General features: G+C 45.6%; 11 protein-coding genes. 6 read left to right on the forward strand and 5 right to left on the reverse strand.

Annotated features, from left to right (window positions below):
- Positions 1 to 67: 67 nt before the first annotated feature.
- From napG to FJQ87_RS17445, 5 genes are all read left to right on the forward strand, one after another.
- Positions 68 to 790: a ferredoxin-type protein NapG gene (gene napG / locus FJQ87_RS17425; RefSeq protein ID WP_140933718.1), complete on the forward strand. Its 723-nt coding sequence runs from the start codon at positions 68 to 70 to the stop codon at positions 788 to 790.
- Entirely contained in the window at positions 787 to 1,668 is an 882-nt protein-coding gene (gene napH, locus FJQ87_RS17430; protein ID WP_140933719.1) for a quinol dehydrogenase ferredoxin subunit NapH, read from the forward strand. Before napG ends, napH begins: the two co-directional genes overlap by 4 nt.
- Positions 1,665 to 2,093 (forward strand): nitrate reductase cytochrome c-type subunit, encoded by a 429-nt coding sequence (locus FJQ87_RS17435; RefSeq protein WP_140933720.1) that lies wholly within the window; start codon positions 1,665 to 1,667, stop codon positions 2,091 to 2,093. Before napH ends, FJQ87_RS17435 begins: the two co-directional genes overlap by 4 nt.
- A 511-nt stretch (positions 2,094 to 2,604) precedes the next feature.
- Positions 2,605 to 2,865: a DUF5062 family protein gene (locus FJQ87_RS17440; protein WP_140933721.1), complete on the forward strand. Its 261-nt coding sequence runs from the start codon at positions 2,605 to 2,607 to the stop codon at positions 2,863 to 2,865.
- An 89-nt stretch (positions 2,866 to 2,954) separates the two neighbouring features.
- Entirely contained in the window at positions 2,955 to 3,854 is a 900-nt protein-coding gene (locus FJQ87_RS17445) for a LysR family transcriptional regulator (RefSeq protein ID WP_140933722.1), read from the forward strand.
- Between the two features lie 253 nt (positions 3,855 to 4,107).
- Here FJQ87_RS17445 and fusA read toward each other — a convergent pair whose 3' ends face one another.
- The 5 genes from fusA to FJQ87_RS17470 all read right to left on the reverse strand — a co-directional run bounded on the left by fusA (position 4,108) and on the right by FJQ87_RS17470 (position 14,420).
- The gene (fusA, locus tag FJQ87_RS17450; protein ID WP_140933723.1) at positions 4,108 to 6,198 is read right to left on the reverse strand and encodes an elongation factor G; all 2,091 of its coding nucleotides are present in this window, start codon (positions 6,196 to 6,198) and stop codon (positions 4,108 to 4,110) included.
- 251 nt (positions 6,199 to 6,449) lie between these two features.
- Positions 6,450 to 8,057 carry a diguanylate cyclase gene (locus FJQ87_RS17455; RefSeq protein WP_140933724.1) on the reverse strand — a complete coding sequence of 536 codons (1,608 nt, stop codon included), beginning with the start codon at positions 8,055 to 8,057 and terminating at the stop codon, positions 6,450 to 6,452.
- Positions 8,032 to 8,469 (reverse strand): hypothetical protein, encoded by a 438-nt coding sequence (locus FJQ87_RS17460; RefSeq protein ID WP_140933725.1) that lies wholly within the window; start codon positions 8,467 to 8,469, stop codon positions 8,032 to 8,034. Before FJQ87_RS17460 ends, FJQ87_RS17455 begins: the two co-directional genes overlap by 26 nt.
- Positions 8,469 to 9,752 (reverse strand): porin, encoded by a 1,284-nt coding sequence (locus FJQ87_RS17465; RefSeq protein WP_168195224.1) that lies wholly within the window; start codon positions 9,750 to 9,752, stop codon positions 8,469 to 8,471. The genes FJQ87_RS17460 and FJQ87_RS17465 overlap by 1 nt, the downstream gene beginning before the upstream one ends.
- A 111-nt stretch (positions 9,753 to 9,863) precedes the next feature.
- Positions 9,864 to 14,420 carry a biotin carboxylase N-terminal domain-containing protein gene (locus FJQ87_RS17470; RefSeq protein WP_140933727.1) on the reverse strand — a complete coding sequence of 1,519 codons (4,557 nt, stop codon included), beginning with the start codon at positions 14,418 to 14,420 and terminating at the stop codon, positions 9,864 to 9,866.
- A 128-nt stretch (positions 14,421 to 14,548) separates the two neighbouring features.
- On the opposite strand from FJQ87_RS17470, the gene FJQ87_RS17475 reads away from it, so the two are divergent.
- Positions 14,549 to 15,460, forward strand: a complete 912-nt coding sequence (locus tag FJQ87_RS17475) for a LysR family transcriptional regulator (protein WP_140933728.1) — start codon at positions 14,549 to 14,551, stop codon at positions 15,458 to 15,460.
- The last annotated feature ends 2 nt before the right edge of the window (positions 15,461 to 15,462 follow it).

The raw sequence follows: 15,462 nt of genomic DNA on the forward strand, positions 1-15,462 counted from the left end.
AATCAGCGCAATCACAAGATAAGAGGCCTTGATTGGCCTCTTAAACGCAAACCCGACGAGAATCTTGATGTCTAAAGCCAAACTCACCCCGACCCAAGTTAACCGCCGCCAATTTTTGGCGTCTGCGGCTAAAACGGGTTGCGTGGTCGCTTTAGCCGGTAGCGGAATCACTAGCCTTGCGCTATCAAGCCCGTTAGCGGCGCAAGCACTGCGCCCACCAGGGGCTGGCACGGAAGCCGATTTTTTATCGGCCTGCGTGCGCTGCGGCTTATGTGTAGAGGCTTGCCCTTACGATACCTTGCATCTTGCTCGCTGGTTTGATGGCGCTGCCACTGGCACGCCTTGGTTTGCGGCGCGCAGCGTGCCATGCGAAATGTGTGAAGATATTCCTTGCGTTAAAGCTTGCCCATCGAAGGCGCTTGACCCAACTCTGACCGATATCACTGCGGCAAAAATGGGGACAGCGGTATTAATCGATGAAGTTAATTGCCTTAACTTTAGGGGATTAAGATGCGATGTCTGTTATCGCGTCTGCCCACTCATAGATGAAGCGATAGTGCTCATCAAGCAGCATAATGCGCGCAGTGGTCACCATGCTGAGTTTATTCCCACAGTGAACCCTGAATTGTGTACAGGTTGCGGTAAGTGCGAGCATGCGTGCGTCCTCAGCACGCCTGCCATCAAGGTATTACCTACGGCGTTAGCCACAGGTAAGGCTGATGATCACGACACTTACCAAGACACTGAAAGCACAACCTTAGACATGCTAAATCAGGGGTTTAAACCATGAGTCAGCCACAAGTAAGCGCTAAGCCACGTTGGCCAAAATGGCTAATACTGCGCAGGCTCAGTCAGCTCATAGTGTTTAGCACTTTCGCCATTGGCCCTTGGTGCGGTTGGTGGCTGATTAAAGGTAACTTATCGGCCAGTATGATTTTAGATACTGTGCCATTGAGCGATCCTTTAGTGAGCCTGCAAACCTTAATGGCAGGTCACTGGGCCCCAAGCTTATTGCTAGGCGCTGGCATTATTGCAGGCTTTTATGGGGTGTTAGGCGGACGCAGCTTTTGCAGTTGGGTGTGCCCAGTGAATCTAGTCACTGATTTAGCAGCCTATTTACGATTGCGCTGGCGCTTACCTAAAACCACTAAGCTTGATCGCCGCCTTAAGTATTACCTCTTAGCTTTGGTATTAGGCTTACCTTTGCTGACTGGGGTGCTGGCGTGGGAGTGGCTCAATCCAGTGCCTTTGCTATATCGCGCGTTATTGTTCGGCGGTGTTAGCAGCTTATGGTTATTGGCACTGATATTTATGGTTGATTTATTTATCAGTGAGCGCGCTTGGTGTGGCCATTTATGTCCAACTGGCGCCCTTTATAGTCTGCTTGGCAAACTCAGTGTAGTGCGTATGGCAAGCAAGCCCAAAGCGTGCGACATGTGCATGGATTGCTTTGATGTGTGCCCTGAGCCGCAGGTATTAAAACCGGCCCTAAAAGGCGAAACCATTAAGATCACTAGCAGTGATTGCAGCTTATGTGGACGCTGCATCGATGTGTGTCACCAGCAAGTATTTCATTATCGACTTCAGTGCAACACGCCCAACAATGGCAAAGCGCTGACGTCAAACCAAGTTAACACAACAGCCGAAAAGGCGGAGATTACACCATGAAAAAACTCATTACCTTGGCACTTTTCGCCTTAAGCTTAACCGCCTGTTCAGGACAAGAAAAACTCGCTACTGGTGAGCCGGTGAAAGTCACATCCCTTGGTGGCGATAGTCGCATTGAAGATGTGCGCCCAGCCGATGCCATGCCTGAGTATCCAAGCCGCGGCAAATCATTAGCGCGCGATTATCAAGAGCAGCCGCCATTAATTCCGCATAAAGCCGATTACAGCATTACCATAGATAAAAATAGCTGCATGAATTGTCATAGCTGGGATAAAGCGACTCGCATGAAGGCAACGCCAGTTGCTAAGTCACATGTGATTGATGATAAAGGTACTTTAAATGGTCAGAACTACTTCTGTACCCAGTGCCACGTGCCGCAAGCCGATAATAAGCAAGCCATAGTGGAAAACAGCTTTAACCACTAAGCTATATTCATCACTAAGCCACATTAAGCGCCGAGCTTAGGTGGCTATAGCGTTAATCAACAACCACCCTTGGGTGGTTGTTTTTTATGGCAAAAAAAACTTAAAAAAAAGCCTCAGAACAAGTCTGAGGCGAAAAAAGGTTTTTATACCAAATATGCAATGTAACCAAATAAACGACGATCAAGAATGAGCTATTCACTCTCTGTAGCAAGTTTGTCAGCGTCCTCAACAGGATCCTCTGACACTTGAACCGAGGGTAAGGAAACCGCGCTGATATCCACCACTGACGACCATAGAGCGCTAACCCATAAACCTTCAAATGTTGGCATTGCCATTTCCTTGTTCAATCAAGATGGGGCTAGAATACGCAACCGCGCGCAATAGGTAAAATGAATTAATACCATAGATATGATAACCATTTGGAATGCACGGTACCTATCACTTAGCCGCTGATACTGGTCAATAGCCAGTGTTCAGCGTATGGTGTCAATAAAACCTAAGGCGGTACGCAATGAAGAAAAATAAACATGATGCGCAGCTATTTAAAACGGCAATTAAGATAGGTTTAGCCTATGCCTTAAAACGCGGTTACTCCCTTCCCGAAATCCCGCTGAGTGACCCACAGAAAGCCGAAATCATCTATCGCCTATTAGTGCAAGATAAGCTCATTATCGCCCTCCCCCAAGACAAAGAAGACGGTCCACAAATTAAGCACAGATTGGTAGTGTGGATAAGTAAACAGTTGCCGCCTGAACACCCATTATTGAATTGAGCCAAATCACACTTTGCGGCAATAGTGCAGAAATTCAGCAAGCGCCAGCGTAAACTGCATGCTCTGATTATTTTGGATTCCATTTTGGCATGAATGTTCCTCTTAAGAGTTTGCGCTGTTTTTTAACCTTAGCTGAGATGGGCAACTATACCCGCGCCGCAGAGAAGCTTTTCCTTACCCAACCTACCTTAACTAAGCTTATTCAACGCTTAGAAGAGAGTCTAGGGGAGCCGCTGCTGGTTCGTAACAACCAAAGGGTAGCCCTGACCCCTGCGGGCGTATTATTGGTCGATAGCGCCACTCAGATGCTTGGTCAATGGCATCGTCTACAAGAAGAGTTAACTAACCGCCGCGGACTCAAGTCAGGACAATTACGTTTAGGCATATGCCCTATGATGAGTTCGCTCACCATTGACTTGCTGACGGAATTTAGACGCCGCTATCCGGCCATTCAGTTAGAAATGTCTGAATACGGCGGTTACGGCTGCGAGCAAGCTTTGCTCAAAGACGCGCTCGATATTGCCTTTACCGCACTGCCGACCAGCCATGATGAGTTTTTAAGTCAACCGCTTAAAGAATATCCTTTACTCGCCTGTATTCCGACAGACCATCCGCTCAACAGCAAGAGCAGCTTATGTTGGCAAGATTTTGCCGATCATCCATTTATTATGTACAACGAAGATTTCTCGCTGGCTAAGCTGTTAACGCGCTTAAGCCTGCAAGCTGGCGTAAACCTTAATGTGGCGTTTCGCAGTGGCCAATGGGACTTTATCGCCTCTATGGTAGAGTCCAATATGGGGCTGGCAATCTTACCTGAGCCAATTTGCGCGCAATTACCTGGGCGTAAATTAGCCTTTAAACCTATTTGCGGCGAAACCACTTGGAACTTAGCGCTGATTTGGCGTGAGCAGCTGGCGTTAACTCCCGCCGCTAAGGCCTTATTGGCATTAGCGCAAGAAATGTATAGCCAACCACAAGCTCTGAATTAATAGCGATGGCATCAAGTCCTGAGCCGCTCTAATAGCGGTTCACAGCTAACCTAAGGCGCTCTTACTAATTGTTAGCTAAGTGGCTGTGAGTGCTATTCATAGTCATAGCCACTTTGCTTATTTAAGCAATTTATCCCAAAGCCACAGTAACGCGTCTCACTCAAACCCCTTAGCAATGACTCTGTTACCAAATACTAGCCATAAAAAAACCCGCCAGTGGCGGGTTTTTTGACTCAACTATTAAGAGTAAAAATTACTTCTTAGCAGCAGCGTCTTTAGCTTTAGTTTCAGCAATAACAACTTCAGCTACGTTGTTTGGACATGGTGCGTAGTGTGAGAACTCCATAGAGAACTGACCGCGACCAGAAGTCATAGTACGTAATTGACCGATATAACCGAACATTTCTGCTAATGGCACGTCAGACTTAACGCGAACGCCAGTCAGACCAGCTTCCTGATCTTTGATCATACCGCGACGACGGTTCAAGTCACCGATAACGTCACCAACGTGGTCATCTGGAGTGAACACGTCAACCTTCATGATAGGCTCAAGCAACTGTGGCTTAGCCTTAGGCATAGATTGACGGAAAGCGCCTTTAGCAGCGATTTCGAACGCGATAGCTGATGAGTCAACTGCGTGGTATGCACCATCTAACAGTTCAACTTCAACGTCAAGTACTGGAAAGCCAGCCAGAGGGCCGATATCCATCATGAAATTGAAGCCTTTTTCAACAGCAGGCCAGAATTCTTTAGGTACGTTACCACCAACAACTTTAGAGGTAAACTTGAAGCCAGAACCTTGCTCGCCAGGAATGATCTTATAATCAATCTTACCGAATTGGCCTGAACCACCAGACTGCTTCTTGTGAGTGTAGCTGTCTTCGATAGCTTGAGTGATAGTCTCACGGTAAGCTACCTGTGGAGCACCTACAGTCAGTTCAACACCGTGAGTACGCTTCAGGATGTCTACTTTGATGTCTAAGTGCAGTTCGCCCATACCTTTCAGGATGGTGTCACCAGTTTCTTGGTCGGTTTCAACCAGGAATGATGGATCTTCTGCAACCATTTTACCCAGAGCAACACCTAATTTCTCAGAAGCGCCTTTATCCTTAGGAGTTACAGCGATAGAGATAACTGGTACTGGGAATACCATTGGCTCAAGAGTACAAGGGTGCTTAGGATCACACAGAGTGTGACCAGTTTGTACGTTCTTCATACCAACGATAGCGATAATGTCACCCGCTTGGGCTTTATCGATTTCGTTACGGTCATCAGCGTGCATTTCAACCATACGGCCGATACGCTCAGTCTTACCAGTGAAAGAGTTCATGATAGTCATGCCCTTTTCCAGCTTACCTGAGTAGATGCGGATAAAGGTCAGGGCGCCGAAACGGTCATCCATGATCTTGAACGCTAATGCGCGGAAAGGCTCAGTAACAGATACAGTAGCAACTTCGCCAGTGGCGGTGCCTTCTTCATCAGTCAGTGGCTGTGGCTCAACTTCAGTTGGACATGGCAGGTAATCAACCACACCGTCCAGAACCAGTTGCATACCTTTGTTCTTAAACGCACTACCACAGAAGGTAGGGAAGAATGACAGGTTGATGGTACCCTTACGGATACAACGCTTCAGCTCTTCAATAGAAGGTTCAGTACCTTCCATGTAAGATTCCATCAGATCGTCGTCCTGCTCAACAGCAGTTTCAACCATCATTTCACGGTATTCTTCTACCAAGTCAACCATGTCTTCTGGAATTTCTTTGATTTCGAAGTTTTCTGGCAGACCAGAGTCATCCCATACGAAGGCTTGACGAGTCAGAACGTCAACAACACCAACGAATTCATCTTCACGGCCGATAGGCAGAGTCATAACTAATGGGTTTGCACCCAATACTTTCTTGATCTGGCCAACAACGCGTAAGAAGTCAGCACCCATACGGTCTAACTTGTTTACGAAGATGATACGAGCAACTTCAGATTCGTTAGCATAACGCCAGTTAGTTTCTGATTGTGGTTCTACACCACCGCTACCACAGAATACACCAACGCCGCCATCCAGTACTTTCAGAGAACGATAAACTTCAACGGTGAAGTCAACGTGACCAGGGGTGTCGATAACGTTAAAACGGTGATCTTTCCAGAAACAGGTAGTCGCCGCTGACTGAATGGTAATACCACGTTCAGCTTCTTGATCCATGAAGTCCATGGTTGAAGCGCCATCATGCACTTCACCTACACGGTGGATTTTACCTGTGAGCTTGAGGATACGCTCGGTGGTCGTGGTTTTACCCGCGTCAACGTGAGCGAAAATACCAATATTTCTGTATTTTGATAAGTCGGTCATGATTCAACTTTATATGCTTAGTTTAGAAAGTAGACGGAGTATGCCACAGATCGTAGCAAACCACACATCAGATTTAGTGGCATATTGTAAAGGGGAACCTGAGCTTGCGCAAATAACCCTTGCACTTTTTCGCAACCAAGGTCCAAAAAACCTACCTTAAGCGCAATAGTGACAAATACTGGCGCTAAAACATGCGGGATTCAATTTAAGCTAATGAGAAGATTTAAGATAATAACAATCATACGCTAGAGCTAAGCTTCGAGTTTGCGCACAAACGCATAGCTCTGTTTGCCAGACTCTTTGACTTGATACATAGCAATATCAGCGGCGTCCAGAAGCCTAGCTAAATCTAAGCCGTTAAAGGGATACAAGGCCATACCAATACTCGCGCCGACCTTACATTGCTCACCCGAATCCAAATAGATAGGTAAAGCAATAATGGCTAATAACTCTTGAGCTAAAGCCGCGGTTAATACATGCGGATTAATGTCATCGAGTAAATATGCTAATACAAATTCATCGCCGCCCCAGCGAATGCACACGGCATCGGTTCCAGCAATGAGTACCATGCGCTCACTGACTTCTTTTAAGACTATATCACCCGCATCATGGCCAAATTTATCGTTAATGGGCTTAAAAGCATCCAAATCAATCAGCATGACCACCATCACCCGCCTTTGCTCCTGCGCGCGATTAAGCATGTCTTGCAATAAACGCTCACCACTACGGCGATTTTTGAGTCGAGTTAACGGGTCATGGTCGGCTTCAAAGCGTGTCATCGACTCTTCCATGGTGCGTTCAGTAACATCGTACATTAACACTTCTATCATCATTTGCTCTTGGCCCATACTCGTCGTGAGCTTGGAGAATAAGCAATGCACCCAGCGTGAATGGCCAGACTCATGGCGCTTGAGCTTAAGATCCATGGCCACAGTTTCAAGGTCATTACCGCGTAATTGTTCGAGAAATAAAGCTATCTCGTGCTGATCTTCAAACGCTGCGGTTAAATCATCTTCTTCTCTGCACACGTTATCGGCAGAGACTAATTTGGCAAACGCGGGGTTAAATACCAGCAGGAGATTTTTCTCATCGATTAAGCAGATACCTGCGCTGGCGGATTCAAAAATAAGTCTAAATTTTTGCTCCAGCACTTCTGTTTTCTGGCGTAAGCGCCGCTCTTCAACAATCGAGGTATTAAGTGAATCAAGCAACTGATTAATGCCTGTGACAAGCGCGCCAATCTCATCATGCTGATGATGTTTAAGCATGGCGATATGATGATCTTGCCCCGGGGTAATCTGGGCAAATTCTTTAGTTAATAAGGCCAAGGGCGCAGTTAACATACGGTGCACTAAGTAAGATACTGCCAATACCACTAATGCAGTGTACAACAGCAGTAACACGGCTTGACGTTTCGCCAGCGTTTCAGCCTTTTGCGCAATAAAGTTTTGATCTGGCACTATCTCTAAACTGCCAAGCAGTTCATCGTCAAAGAAGGGATGATATAAAGGGAAACTAACTGAAGACGCTATTTTATCGGTTTTAGAAACAGTTACCACTCCCGCTAAATACTTGCCGTTGTTGTTACGAATAGCGGCATTGGCCACTAAATCATTAGCCACTAGACCATCGACTATCTCTTGCGCCAATTCAACGTTATTAACAAAGCTTGCCACTTCGGCGGTTTTTTTTACGGTTAACGCCAGTTGGCTAATCAAATTATCAGCGCTTTGGCGCTCACGTTGCGCCACATCAAAATAAAAATAACTGGATGCCATGATAGCGAAAATACTCGCCACCACGGCAATGGCTATAGCAACGACCACATAAAGTTTACTGGCGGGGCGCGGAGAATTCATATACCACCTTTAAATCATCCACTAATTTGTCCCGCGAAATATAGGCAATGCCTCCCGGAGTTTGCACCACCTTTTGCACTAACTCATCCATGCCCTTGATCATGGTTGGCGGCGTGGTGCGGCCAGAGAAGAGTAATCGTGCCCAATAGGCATCAATTTGGGTCTCACTGCGATTAACTAGTTGCCGATAAAAAGACTCACGGATGCCAGTCACAGTATTTTGATCAAATACCCGATATTTTTGGTCACTATTGAGCATGTTATTGCGGCCCATAAAAATATCGACCACTTGATGCCGGTCGAGCTTTTCGACAGGGGCATTTTTCTGCATGACTACCAGAAGGTCTGCTGCAGCATAAGCAGAGGTCAGCAGCGTAAAATTAAGTATCACCATGGCTAGTATTCGCATCATCAAAACACCATGTTCCAATTCAGTGATACCAGGTTTACATTTTGCTCACCCTTAATATCGGTTTTTCGCTGCCACAAGGCTGAGCCGCTGTCATCTATCAGAAAATAATCCCACTGTAGCTTTAACGCCATTTTGGGATAAAAATCCCAGCGTACCCCTAGGCTATATCCAGTTTGCGATACTCTGGCAGAATTAACGGCCATACTAGTACCATCATAAATGGCATCAATTTGCGCTTGAAAATTTGGCGGCAGATATTGCACTAACGATGATGGCGGCGGAACTGTGGCGGCGTCTTCGGTATTTTCTATGTGAGAGATAGCGCCAAATCCAGTGAAATCGCGATAACGATACGCCAATGCGCCATAGCCATTGATGTTGGACTGGAAGTAAATCCAGCTTGAGTCGGTGTAACCAAGTTCAGTTTGAAATAACCAAGGACCAGAGTCGTATTGAAATCCTAAGGCAAAGTAATTGACTTGCCTATCATCCAGCACTAAGCCTGCAGCAATATCACTGGCTGCCGGCCAGAATGGATGAGGGATTTGATTGAGTGCATCTATGAGGATGTTATTTTCCACTGACTCCCCTGTAAGGGACGTTTTGGCTATCGCAAAACGCCATAGCATGGTTTCATTTCGAAGCGAAGCAGTAAAGGCCAGATTGCCATCAAGGGACAACATAATTGGGTTATCAGCCCCTTGCAGCTTAAATTCGTTGCTGCCATAGGCCAGTTTAAGTTCGAGATCATATTCGCCTAAGGCAGTGAAATAACTGATATCGGCGCCATCAATTCGTGAGATAGAAGAAGTTAAGCCATAGAATTCTGTAAAAGGACGCGACCAAATGTAGGCATAATCCACATTGCGATATTCGCTCATCATGTACAAGTCTAAGCCAATACGCCCCACGCGAATGACCCAATTGTGATTAGGGCGATAACGCACAAAGGCCCATTGCAACGCGTTGGCTAAATCATTATCAAAACTATCTTGCCACACCACTTGCCCCATGGCGTCCCACTCATCGCTCAGCTGCACATTGGTTTGCAAGCCGAGCAAGCTGTCGGACTTAACACTAAAGTGTTCATCATCGGCATTTAAGCTGTAATCACGATGGAAAAATAGGTCATGGTGATCGCGATAAGTCACCCCTAAGGTGGCAAATCCGCTCCAATCGATTTCAGGCGATGACTCGGCGATAGCCCCCTTAGAGACCAAGCTAAAAGCGCAGGCAAAAAAAACGACACCCCATAAGTGACGGTTCTTCCTTGAGCATTTCAATATCGCATCCCTCTTTTATACTTTTTATAAAGATAGATGGCTCGTTGGATTAAATGAAAAATAAGCAAAAAAAAACCGCCTAACGGCGGTTTTTATATCAAAATGTAACCTTTACGCTTCGATCGGTGATACCACAAACAGCAAGTCACCTTGTGAAATCTGCTGACCGTTAGTATTAAGAATACGCTCAATACGATAACGCTGATCTTCAGGATACAACACGGCGCCTTTACGGTTAAAGCTAGCTAAGTTCAGCTGCGAGAACATCTTCATCGCTTCAGTTAATGCTAACACTTGATCGACAGTGACTATGTCGCCTTCGTTAACAAAATCAGGTTCACCTGGCGCTGGTGAGCTATAGAAAATACCTGCGCCTTGCGCCAGCACTTTAAGCTCATTGGTTTCACCAACCCGCAGTGACTCAGTGTTAATACCACCGGTTTCTGCGGCAGCTTCCATCTCAGCAATCAGCTCAGGCACATCTAACTCAGCCAATAAGCGCGGCAGATAGTTAGTGTCGTAAACGCCTTCACGGAAGGTTCCATCTTTAAGAATACGCTTAAGCAGCGGAATATTAGTCGCAATGCCTTTAATCGACACAGTATCTAAATACTCACACATTTTCTCTATGGTATCTTCACGCTTATCGCCATGGATAATGATTTGCGCGATTAAGCTGTCGTAATAAGGTGACACTTCTTTATTTGGCGCCACCATAGCAATAATTTCAACATCATCACGCTCAGGCAAAATACATTCAGTCAACTTACCTGGGTTAGGCACAAGTTGCAGTATGCCTTGGCTATCGAGTGCAGCTTTTTCAGCGGTAACACGCACCTCGATGGCATAACCCAATTCTTGTGGCACTAAGTCCGCAATTGAGCGACCAGCCGCAATATCAAATTGCGCGCTAACAATATCAATGCCCGACGTCACCTCAGTCACCGGATGCTCTACCTGCAGACGAGTGTTCATTTCCATGAAGTAAACTTCGTTGGCATCTAAGTTATAAATAAACTCAACGGTACCGGCACCCATGTAATCAGTGGCATCCCCCAGAGCACTAGTGTATTTCAACACCAACTGCTTGAGATCGTCAGGTAACATAGTTGAACCCGACTCTTCAATCACTTTTTGGTTATTGCGCTGTACCGAACAATCGCGAATACCTAATACCTTAGTATTGCCAAACTTATCGCGCAGTAACTGCACTTCGATATGACGCAGTGAAGTCACATACTTTTCTAAATACAAGTCGCCATTACCAAAGGCCGCCGCCGCTTCTGTGGCCGTCTTTTGGAATAGACCTATCATGTCTTCAGAGCGCTTAACGACCTGAATACCTTTACCACCGCCACCTTGTACGGCTTTAAGCAGAACTGGATAACCAATTTCGTTAGCCACGTTTACCGCTTGCTCGGCATTGTTCAAAATACCGTGTGAGCCAGGAACCACTGGCACTTGCTGCGCTTGTGAAGTTTTAATGGCGTTGGATTTATTACCCATAGTGGTCATAGAGTTAACGCTAGGACCAATAAAGTTAACGCCATTATTCACGCACAAGGCGGCAAATTGTGGGCTTTCAGACAAGAAGCCAATACCAGGATGCAGCGCGTCAACTTGCTCATATTCAGCCACTTTTAGTACTGAGTAAGCGTTCAGATAAGATTCATCCGAGGTGTTACCACCAATACAGACTAACTTATCATCTTCTTTGAGCATGTCGGCAGGTACTGATGTCATGTCAGGATCAGATGCCACTAACACCACATTAATGCCATTATCGTGCGCCTTACGGATAAGCTTAACCGCAGTACAACCACGCGCATGGATCAACACTTTCTTAATCGGCTTCATCAAGATACGTGGATCGTCTTGCACTATCTCATCTTCTTCAGCTTCCGTTTCAGGCACTAAGCTTGATAAGGCTTTAGCTATAACTTCTTCAATAGTCTGCTGCGGCATAGGCATTAAAGCGTCTATGCTCGCTAACTGGGTATTTAAGCTGTCATTAAATGGGTTGTTTACTAAGCCATTCATTGAACCTGGGATCTTAGACAAGTAGTTGGATAAGGTCGAGGTTGAAGGCAAGTAAGCTGGAACTACCATTTGGCCAGCAAATGGCATGTTAGTGCCAGATAAATAATAAGTTTGCACCAATGGATGAGTCACAAACGATGCTTGTGCGCCACCAGTACAATCACCAAAACCAAACATCAGCACAGGTAATTCGTTATCACGAATAAAGCGAGTGATACGATCGTTCACCACGGCCATAGAGAACAGCGCCGCAGCACCTTCTTTGGTTTGCATGCCGCCCGATGAAATAAAGCAAATCACCGGCAGTTTACGCTTAGCACACTCAATCAGTAATGATGAGAACTTCTCAGCGCTCGCCATATCAAAGGCGCCGGCTTGGAAGGCCGTATTTGATACCGCAATACCCGCGCGGATTTTTTTGCCTTGCTGATTAAGCTCGCCAATACCAGTAATCAAACCGCAAGGACGAATACCTTTATCCAGCGCATCTTCAATGGACAGACGGAAACCTGGGAAGTTTAATTGGTTTGCAGACATCTTATCGGCATTAATTTCGTCGAAGTTCTTAAAGAACTTCGCGACAATATTTTGCCATGTTAAATGACCCGCGCGCTTATCTTCACGCAGCACTTTTTGGATTAATAAATCCTGATAACCCATAGTTAAGCGGTTCCAGAAGTCTTTACGACGACCGATACGCACAGGGTTAATAGTGCCGGTGTACTTGCCACTTTCCTCTTCGCTATCAAAATACTCTGGTAGCAAACGCTCGAAGAAATACGTCAAAATCACAAACAATGAGTTGTTTAATTGTGGGAAACCAACACTCTTCCACTGCTCAACCCGCACCAATAAATCGGCACGATTTGACTGTGACATGAAGTATTTCAGCCACTTATAAAACTTACTCTTATCGTTGGCTACGTTTTCATTAGATAACGCTTTATCGATAGAAGTATGTAATAAGCTATCTACTGAATCGCGTGACAGACTCTTGGTCGACATGGCTTCTTTAGCAATCGATGCCAAATTAATCACGACATTGTCATAAAGCGCGTTGAATATCATGATGTTATGGCAATGCCAAATGAAGTCAGTACGCAGTTCTTCATTGACAACCACATCCAGCACTGTCAGCTGGTTAAGATCCGGCCAAGGACGCTTAGTCACTTCCGGTTTGATATTTTCCAGGTACTCAATCAGACCCACAAAGTTGTTGGCGGAGTTATTTTTCCAACGATGATACAAAGACCAACCCAGATTAAATAACAAAGCCTTACGGGCTTTCTTATAGTTTTCTTTAGGCTCGCCTAAGATAAAGCGCGTCAGCACGTTACGCTCAGTACTCACCTCTGAACGCTTAGTCATAAACTGAGTCCACAACTTGTTTAGCTCTTCGTCGTAGACAATTTTATCAGGGTTAGTTAACCAGCTTTGGAAGACTTTTTCTTGCTCTTGCGTGATTCGAGCACGTAAATCACCTTCAGGGACACTCACCTTAGATAAACGTCCGTACTGATCTTGAGAAATCGAATGAATACGGCTGCGTAAGGTTAGATAGCGCAAATAACGATAGGCACTACCAAACAAGTTAAGGTGCATGGTCGGGTTTTGAGCCACGGCCATTTTGGCATTGTTTTCAAGCGCAGCCAGATTGGTTGATGGCGTCAAAAAGCGCTGCAGTGAGCGGTCGTGATGCTCACGTAAATCCCGCGATTCTTTAACAAACGATATAGCCGCACGTTCAACGGCGGTGATCGATGAAATAATGGCGCGGCGTAAGTTATGTTGACGCTCATCGCGATCGCTTGGCGTGAAATCAATAATGCCGTCAATACAGCCTAAGGTGTAAAGCTCTTCTGGCGCTACACCCACTGATTTAGCACATTCTTGCCATGACAAGTTGTATTTACGGGCAATGCTTTGCAAGCCTTGCGGCTGAATAGTATTGAAAATACCATCACGCAGCGACAGCAAGATATTGGCAGACGCTAAAGGAATCGCGCCACCTGAGTAACCAGCACCGATAACAATACCCACAGTCGGTACATCGACGTTGGCACTTTCGGCAATAGCTTTAGAAATAGAATGCGCTTGGTTATGACTATTAGCTAACTCACCAGCATCAGCGCCAGGAGTATCAATCATATAAATAATTGGCATAGACAATTCGGCGAAATGACGAATCGCATCACAACAAGCAAGGTGATGCTCAGGCATCCAAGCACCATTGGCCGTGGTTCGCTCTTGAGCAATAAAACCAATACGACGAGTGCGACCACCAAAATTTAATGCAATTTCAGCACTGTAAAAAGGCCCCATATGGGTATCAGTGATCAGCTTGCCTTTTAAATCAGCAATGATGCGCTTAGCACCAGGGCGATTTTTGTCTAAGGTAGGTTGAATAACCTTAGCCACATAACCATCGACATCTAACTGTGACAGTTTTTTTAAGTTAGCCTGAATAGCATCGTCATCTAATAGGCCTTCTACTTCCGCTGACAGACTACGTTTACTGTGCTCTGGAAATAGTGAAAAGTCTTTTGCTAAATGTTCCGCCTGAAGAAATAGCGGATCAGCAGTTTTATAAACTTGAGTCATTTGCATGGGCTGATTTTTGCTCGTCATCTAAAGATCCTCGGCGATAGCCTCTTTATGTTTTACATTTTTAGCCCGTAATTAAACTTTAATCACAACGCAATTGCCATTAAACTGCCGTAGACGCTTTGTTCCAAAAATGAGACAGTGGAGAAAAGATGCCTGACGTAAACGGTATGATGCTGTTTGCAGCCGTAGTGCGTGCTAAAGGTTTTTCACAAGCAGCCAGAGAAACTGGATTGCCGAAATCTACCATTAGTCGCAAGGTTGCACAACTTGAAGAGCACTTAGGCGTGCGATTATTACAACGAGATACCCGTAATTTAAGTCTGACTCAAGTTGGCGCGCTGTTTTATCAGCACTGTGAAACCATTAATAGTGAAGTTGAGGCCGCCAAGGCAACCATAGAAAATACTCACTCTAATATTTCAGGATCGCTGCGAGTCGCTATTCCCGTCTCTTTTAGTCAAGAATTAATCAGTCATCTTTGCAGTGGCTTTATGCGCCTGCATCCTGGGATAGAGCTCGATGTGCAATTTACCGATAATGATGTGGGATTAGTAGGTGAAGGTTTCGATATCGCCATTAAATATGGACCGTTACAATCATCGGACTTAGTGGCTAGATTACTGTTTGAACGCCAAGCCATACTGGTCGCAAGCCCTAGTTACTTAAAGCATAATGGCACCCCAGCCACACCAAAAGAGCTCAGCCATCATAATGGAATATTAATGGGCACTTCACGTTCTGCGCCTATTTGGCCGCTCGGAAAAGGCAACCGTAAAACCATGGCGAGCTTTAAACGTAAAGTCCGCGCTAATAGCGCAGTCATGGTGCGCCAACTTGCTTTGGATGATTTTGGTATAGCGCTACTGTCTTACTCAAGCTGCAAAAACGAGCTTGCTAGCGGCGCCTTAGTTCCGATATTACAAGAATGGCCCATTGAGCCATTTAAAGTGTACGGGGTTTATTCAAGTCGGCGCCAACTTGCAAACAATATCAGCGCCTTCCTTGATTTTTTAAGCAAACGTTTTAATGCCCAAGAATCACTGCAGTCATTGATGTGCTAAGC

This window comes from Shewanella sp. SNU WT4 (assembly GCF_006494715.1).
GTDB lineage: Bacteria > Pseudomonadota > Gammaproteobacteria > Enterobacterales > Shewanellaceae > Shewanella.

Bases quoted from the DNA above. Each gene is read 5' to 3' on its own strand.
- napG (WP_140933718.1), top strand. From the start codon at position 68: ATGTCTAAAGCCAAACTCACCCCGACCCAAGTTAACCGCCGCCAATTT.
- napH (WP_140933719.1), top strand. From the start codon at position 787: ATGAGTCAGCCACAAGTAAGCGCTAAGCCACGTTGGCCAAAATGGCTA.
- FJQ87_RS17435 (WP_140933720.1), top strand. From the start codon at position 1,665: ATGAAAAAACTCATTACCTTGGCACTTTTCGCCTTAAGCTTAACCGCC.
- FJQ87_RS17440 (WP_140933721.1), top strand. From the start codon at position 2,605: ATGAAGAAAAATAAACATGATGCGCAGCTATTTAAAACGGCAATTAAG.
- FJQ87_RS17445 (WP_140933722.1), top strand. From the start codon at position 2,955: ATGAATGTTCCTCTTAAGAGTTTGCGCTGTTTTTTAACCTTAGCTGAG.
- fusA (WP_140933723.1), bottom strand. From the start codon at position 6,198: ATGACCGACTTATCAAAATACAGAAATATTGGTATTTTCGCTCACGTT.
- FJQ87_RS17455 (WP_140933724.1), bottom strand. From the start codon at position 8,057: ATGAATTCTCCGCGCCCCGCCAGTAAACTTTATGTGGTCGTTGCTATA.
- FJQ87_RS17460 (WP_140933725.1), bottom strand. From the start codon at position 8,469: ATGATGCGAATACTAGCCATGGTGATACTTAATTTTACGCTGCTGACC.
- FJQ87_RS17470 (WP_140933727.1), bottom strand. From the start codon at position 14,420: ATGACGAGCAAAAATCAGCCCATGCAAATGACTCAAGTTTATAAAACT.
- FJQ87_RS17475 (WP_140933728.1), top strand. From the start codon at position 14,549: ATGCCTGACGTAAACGGTATGATGCTGTTTGCAGCCGTAGTGCGTGCT.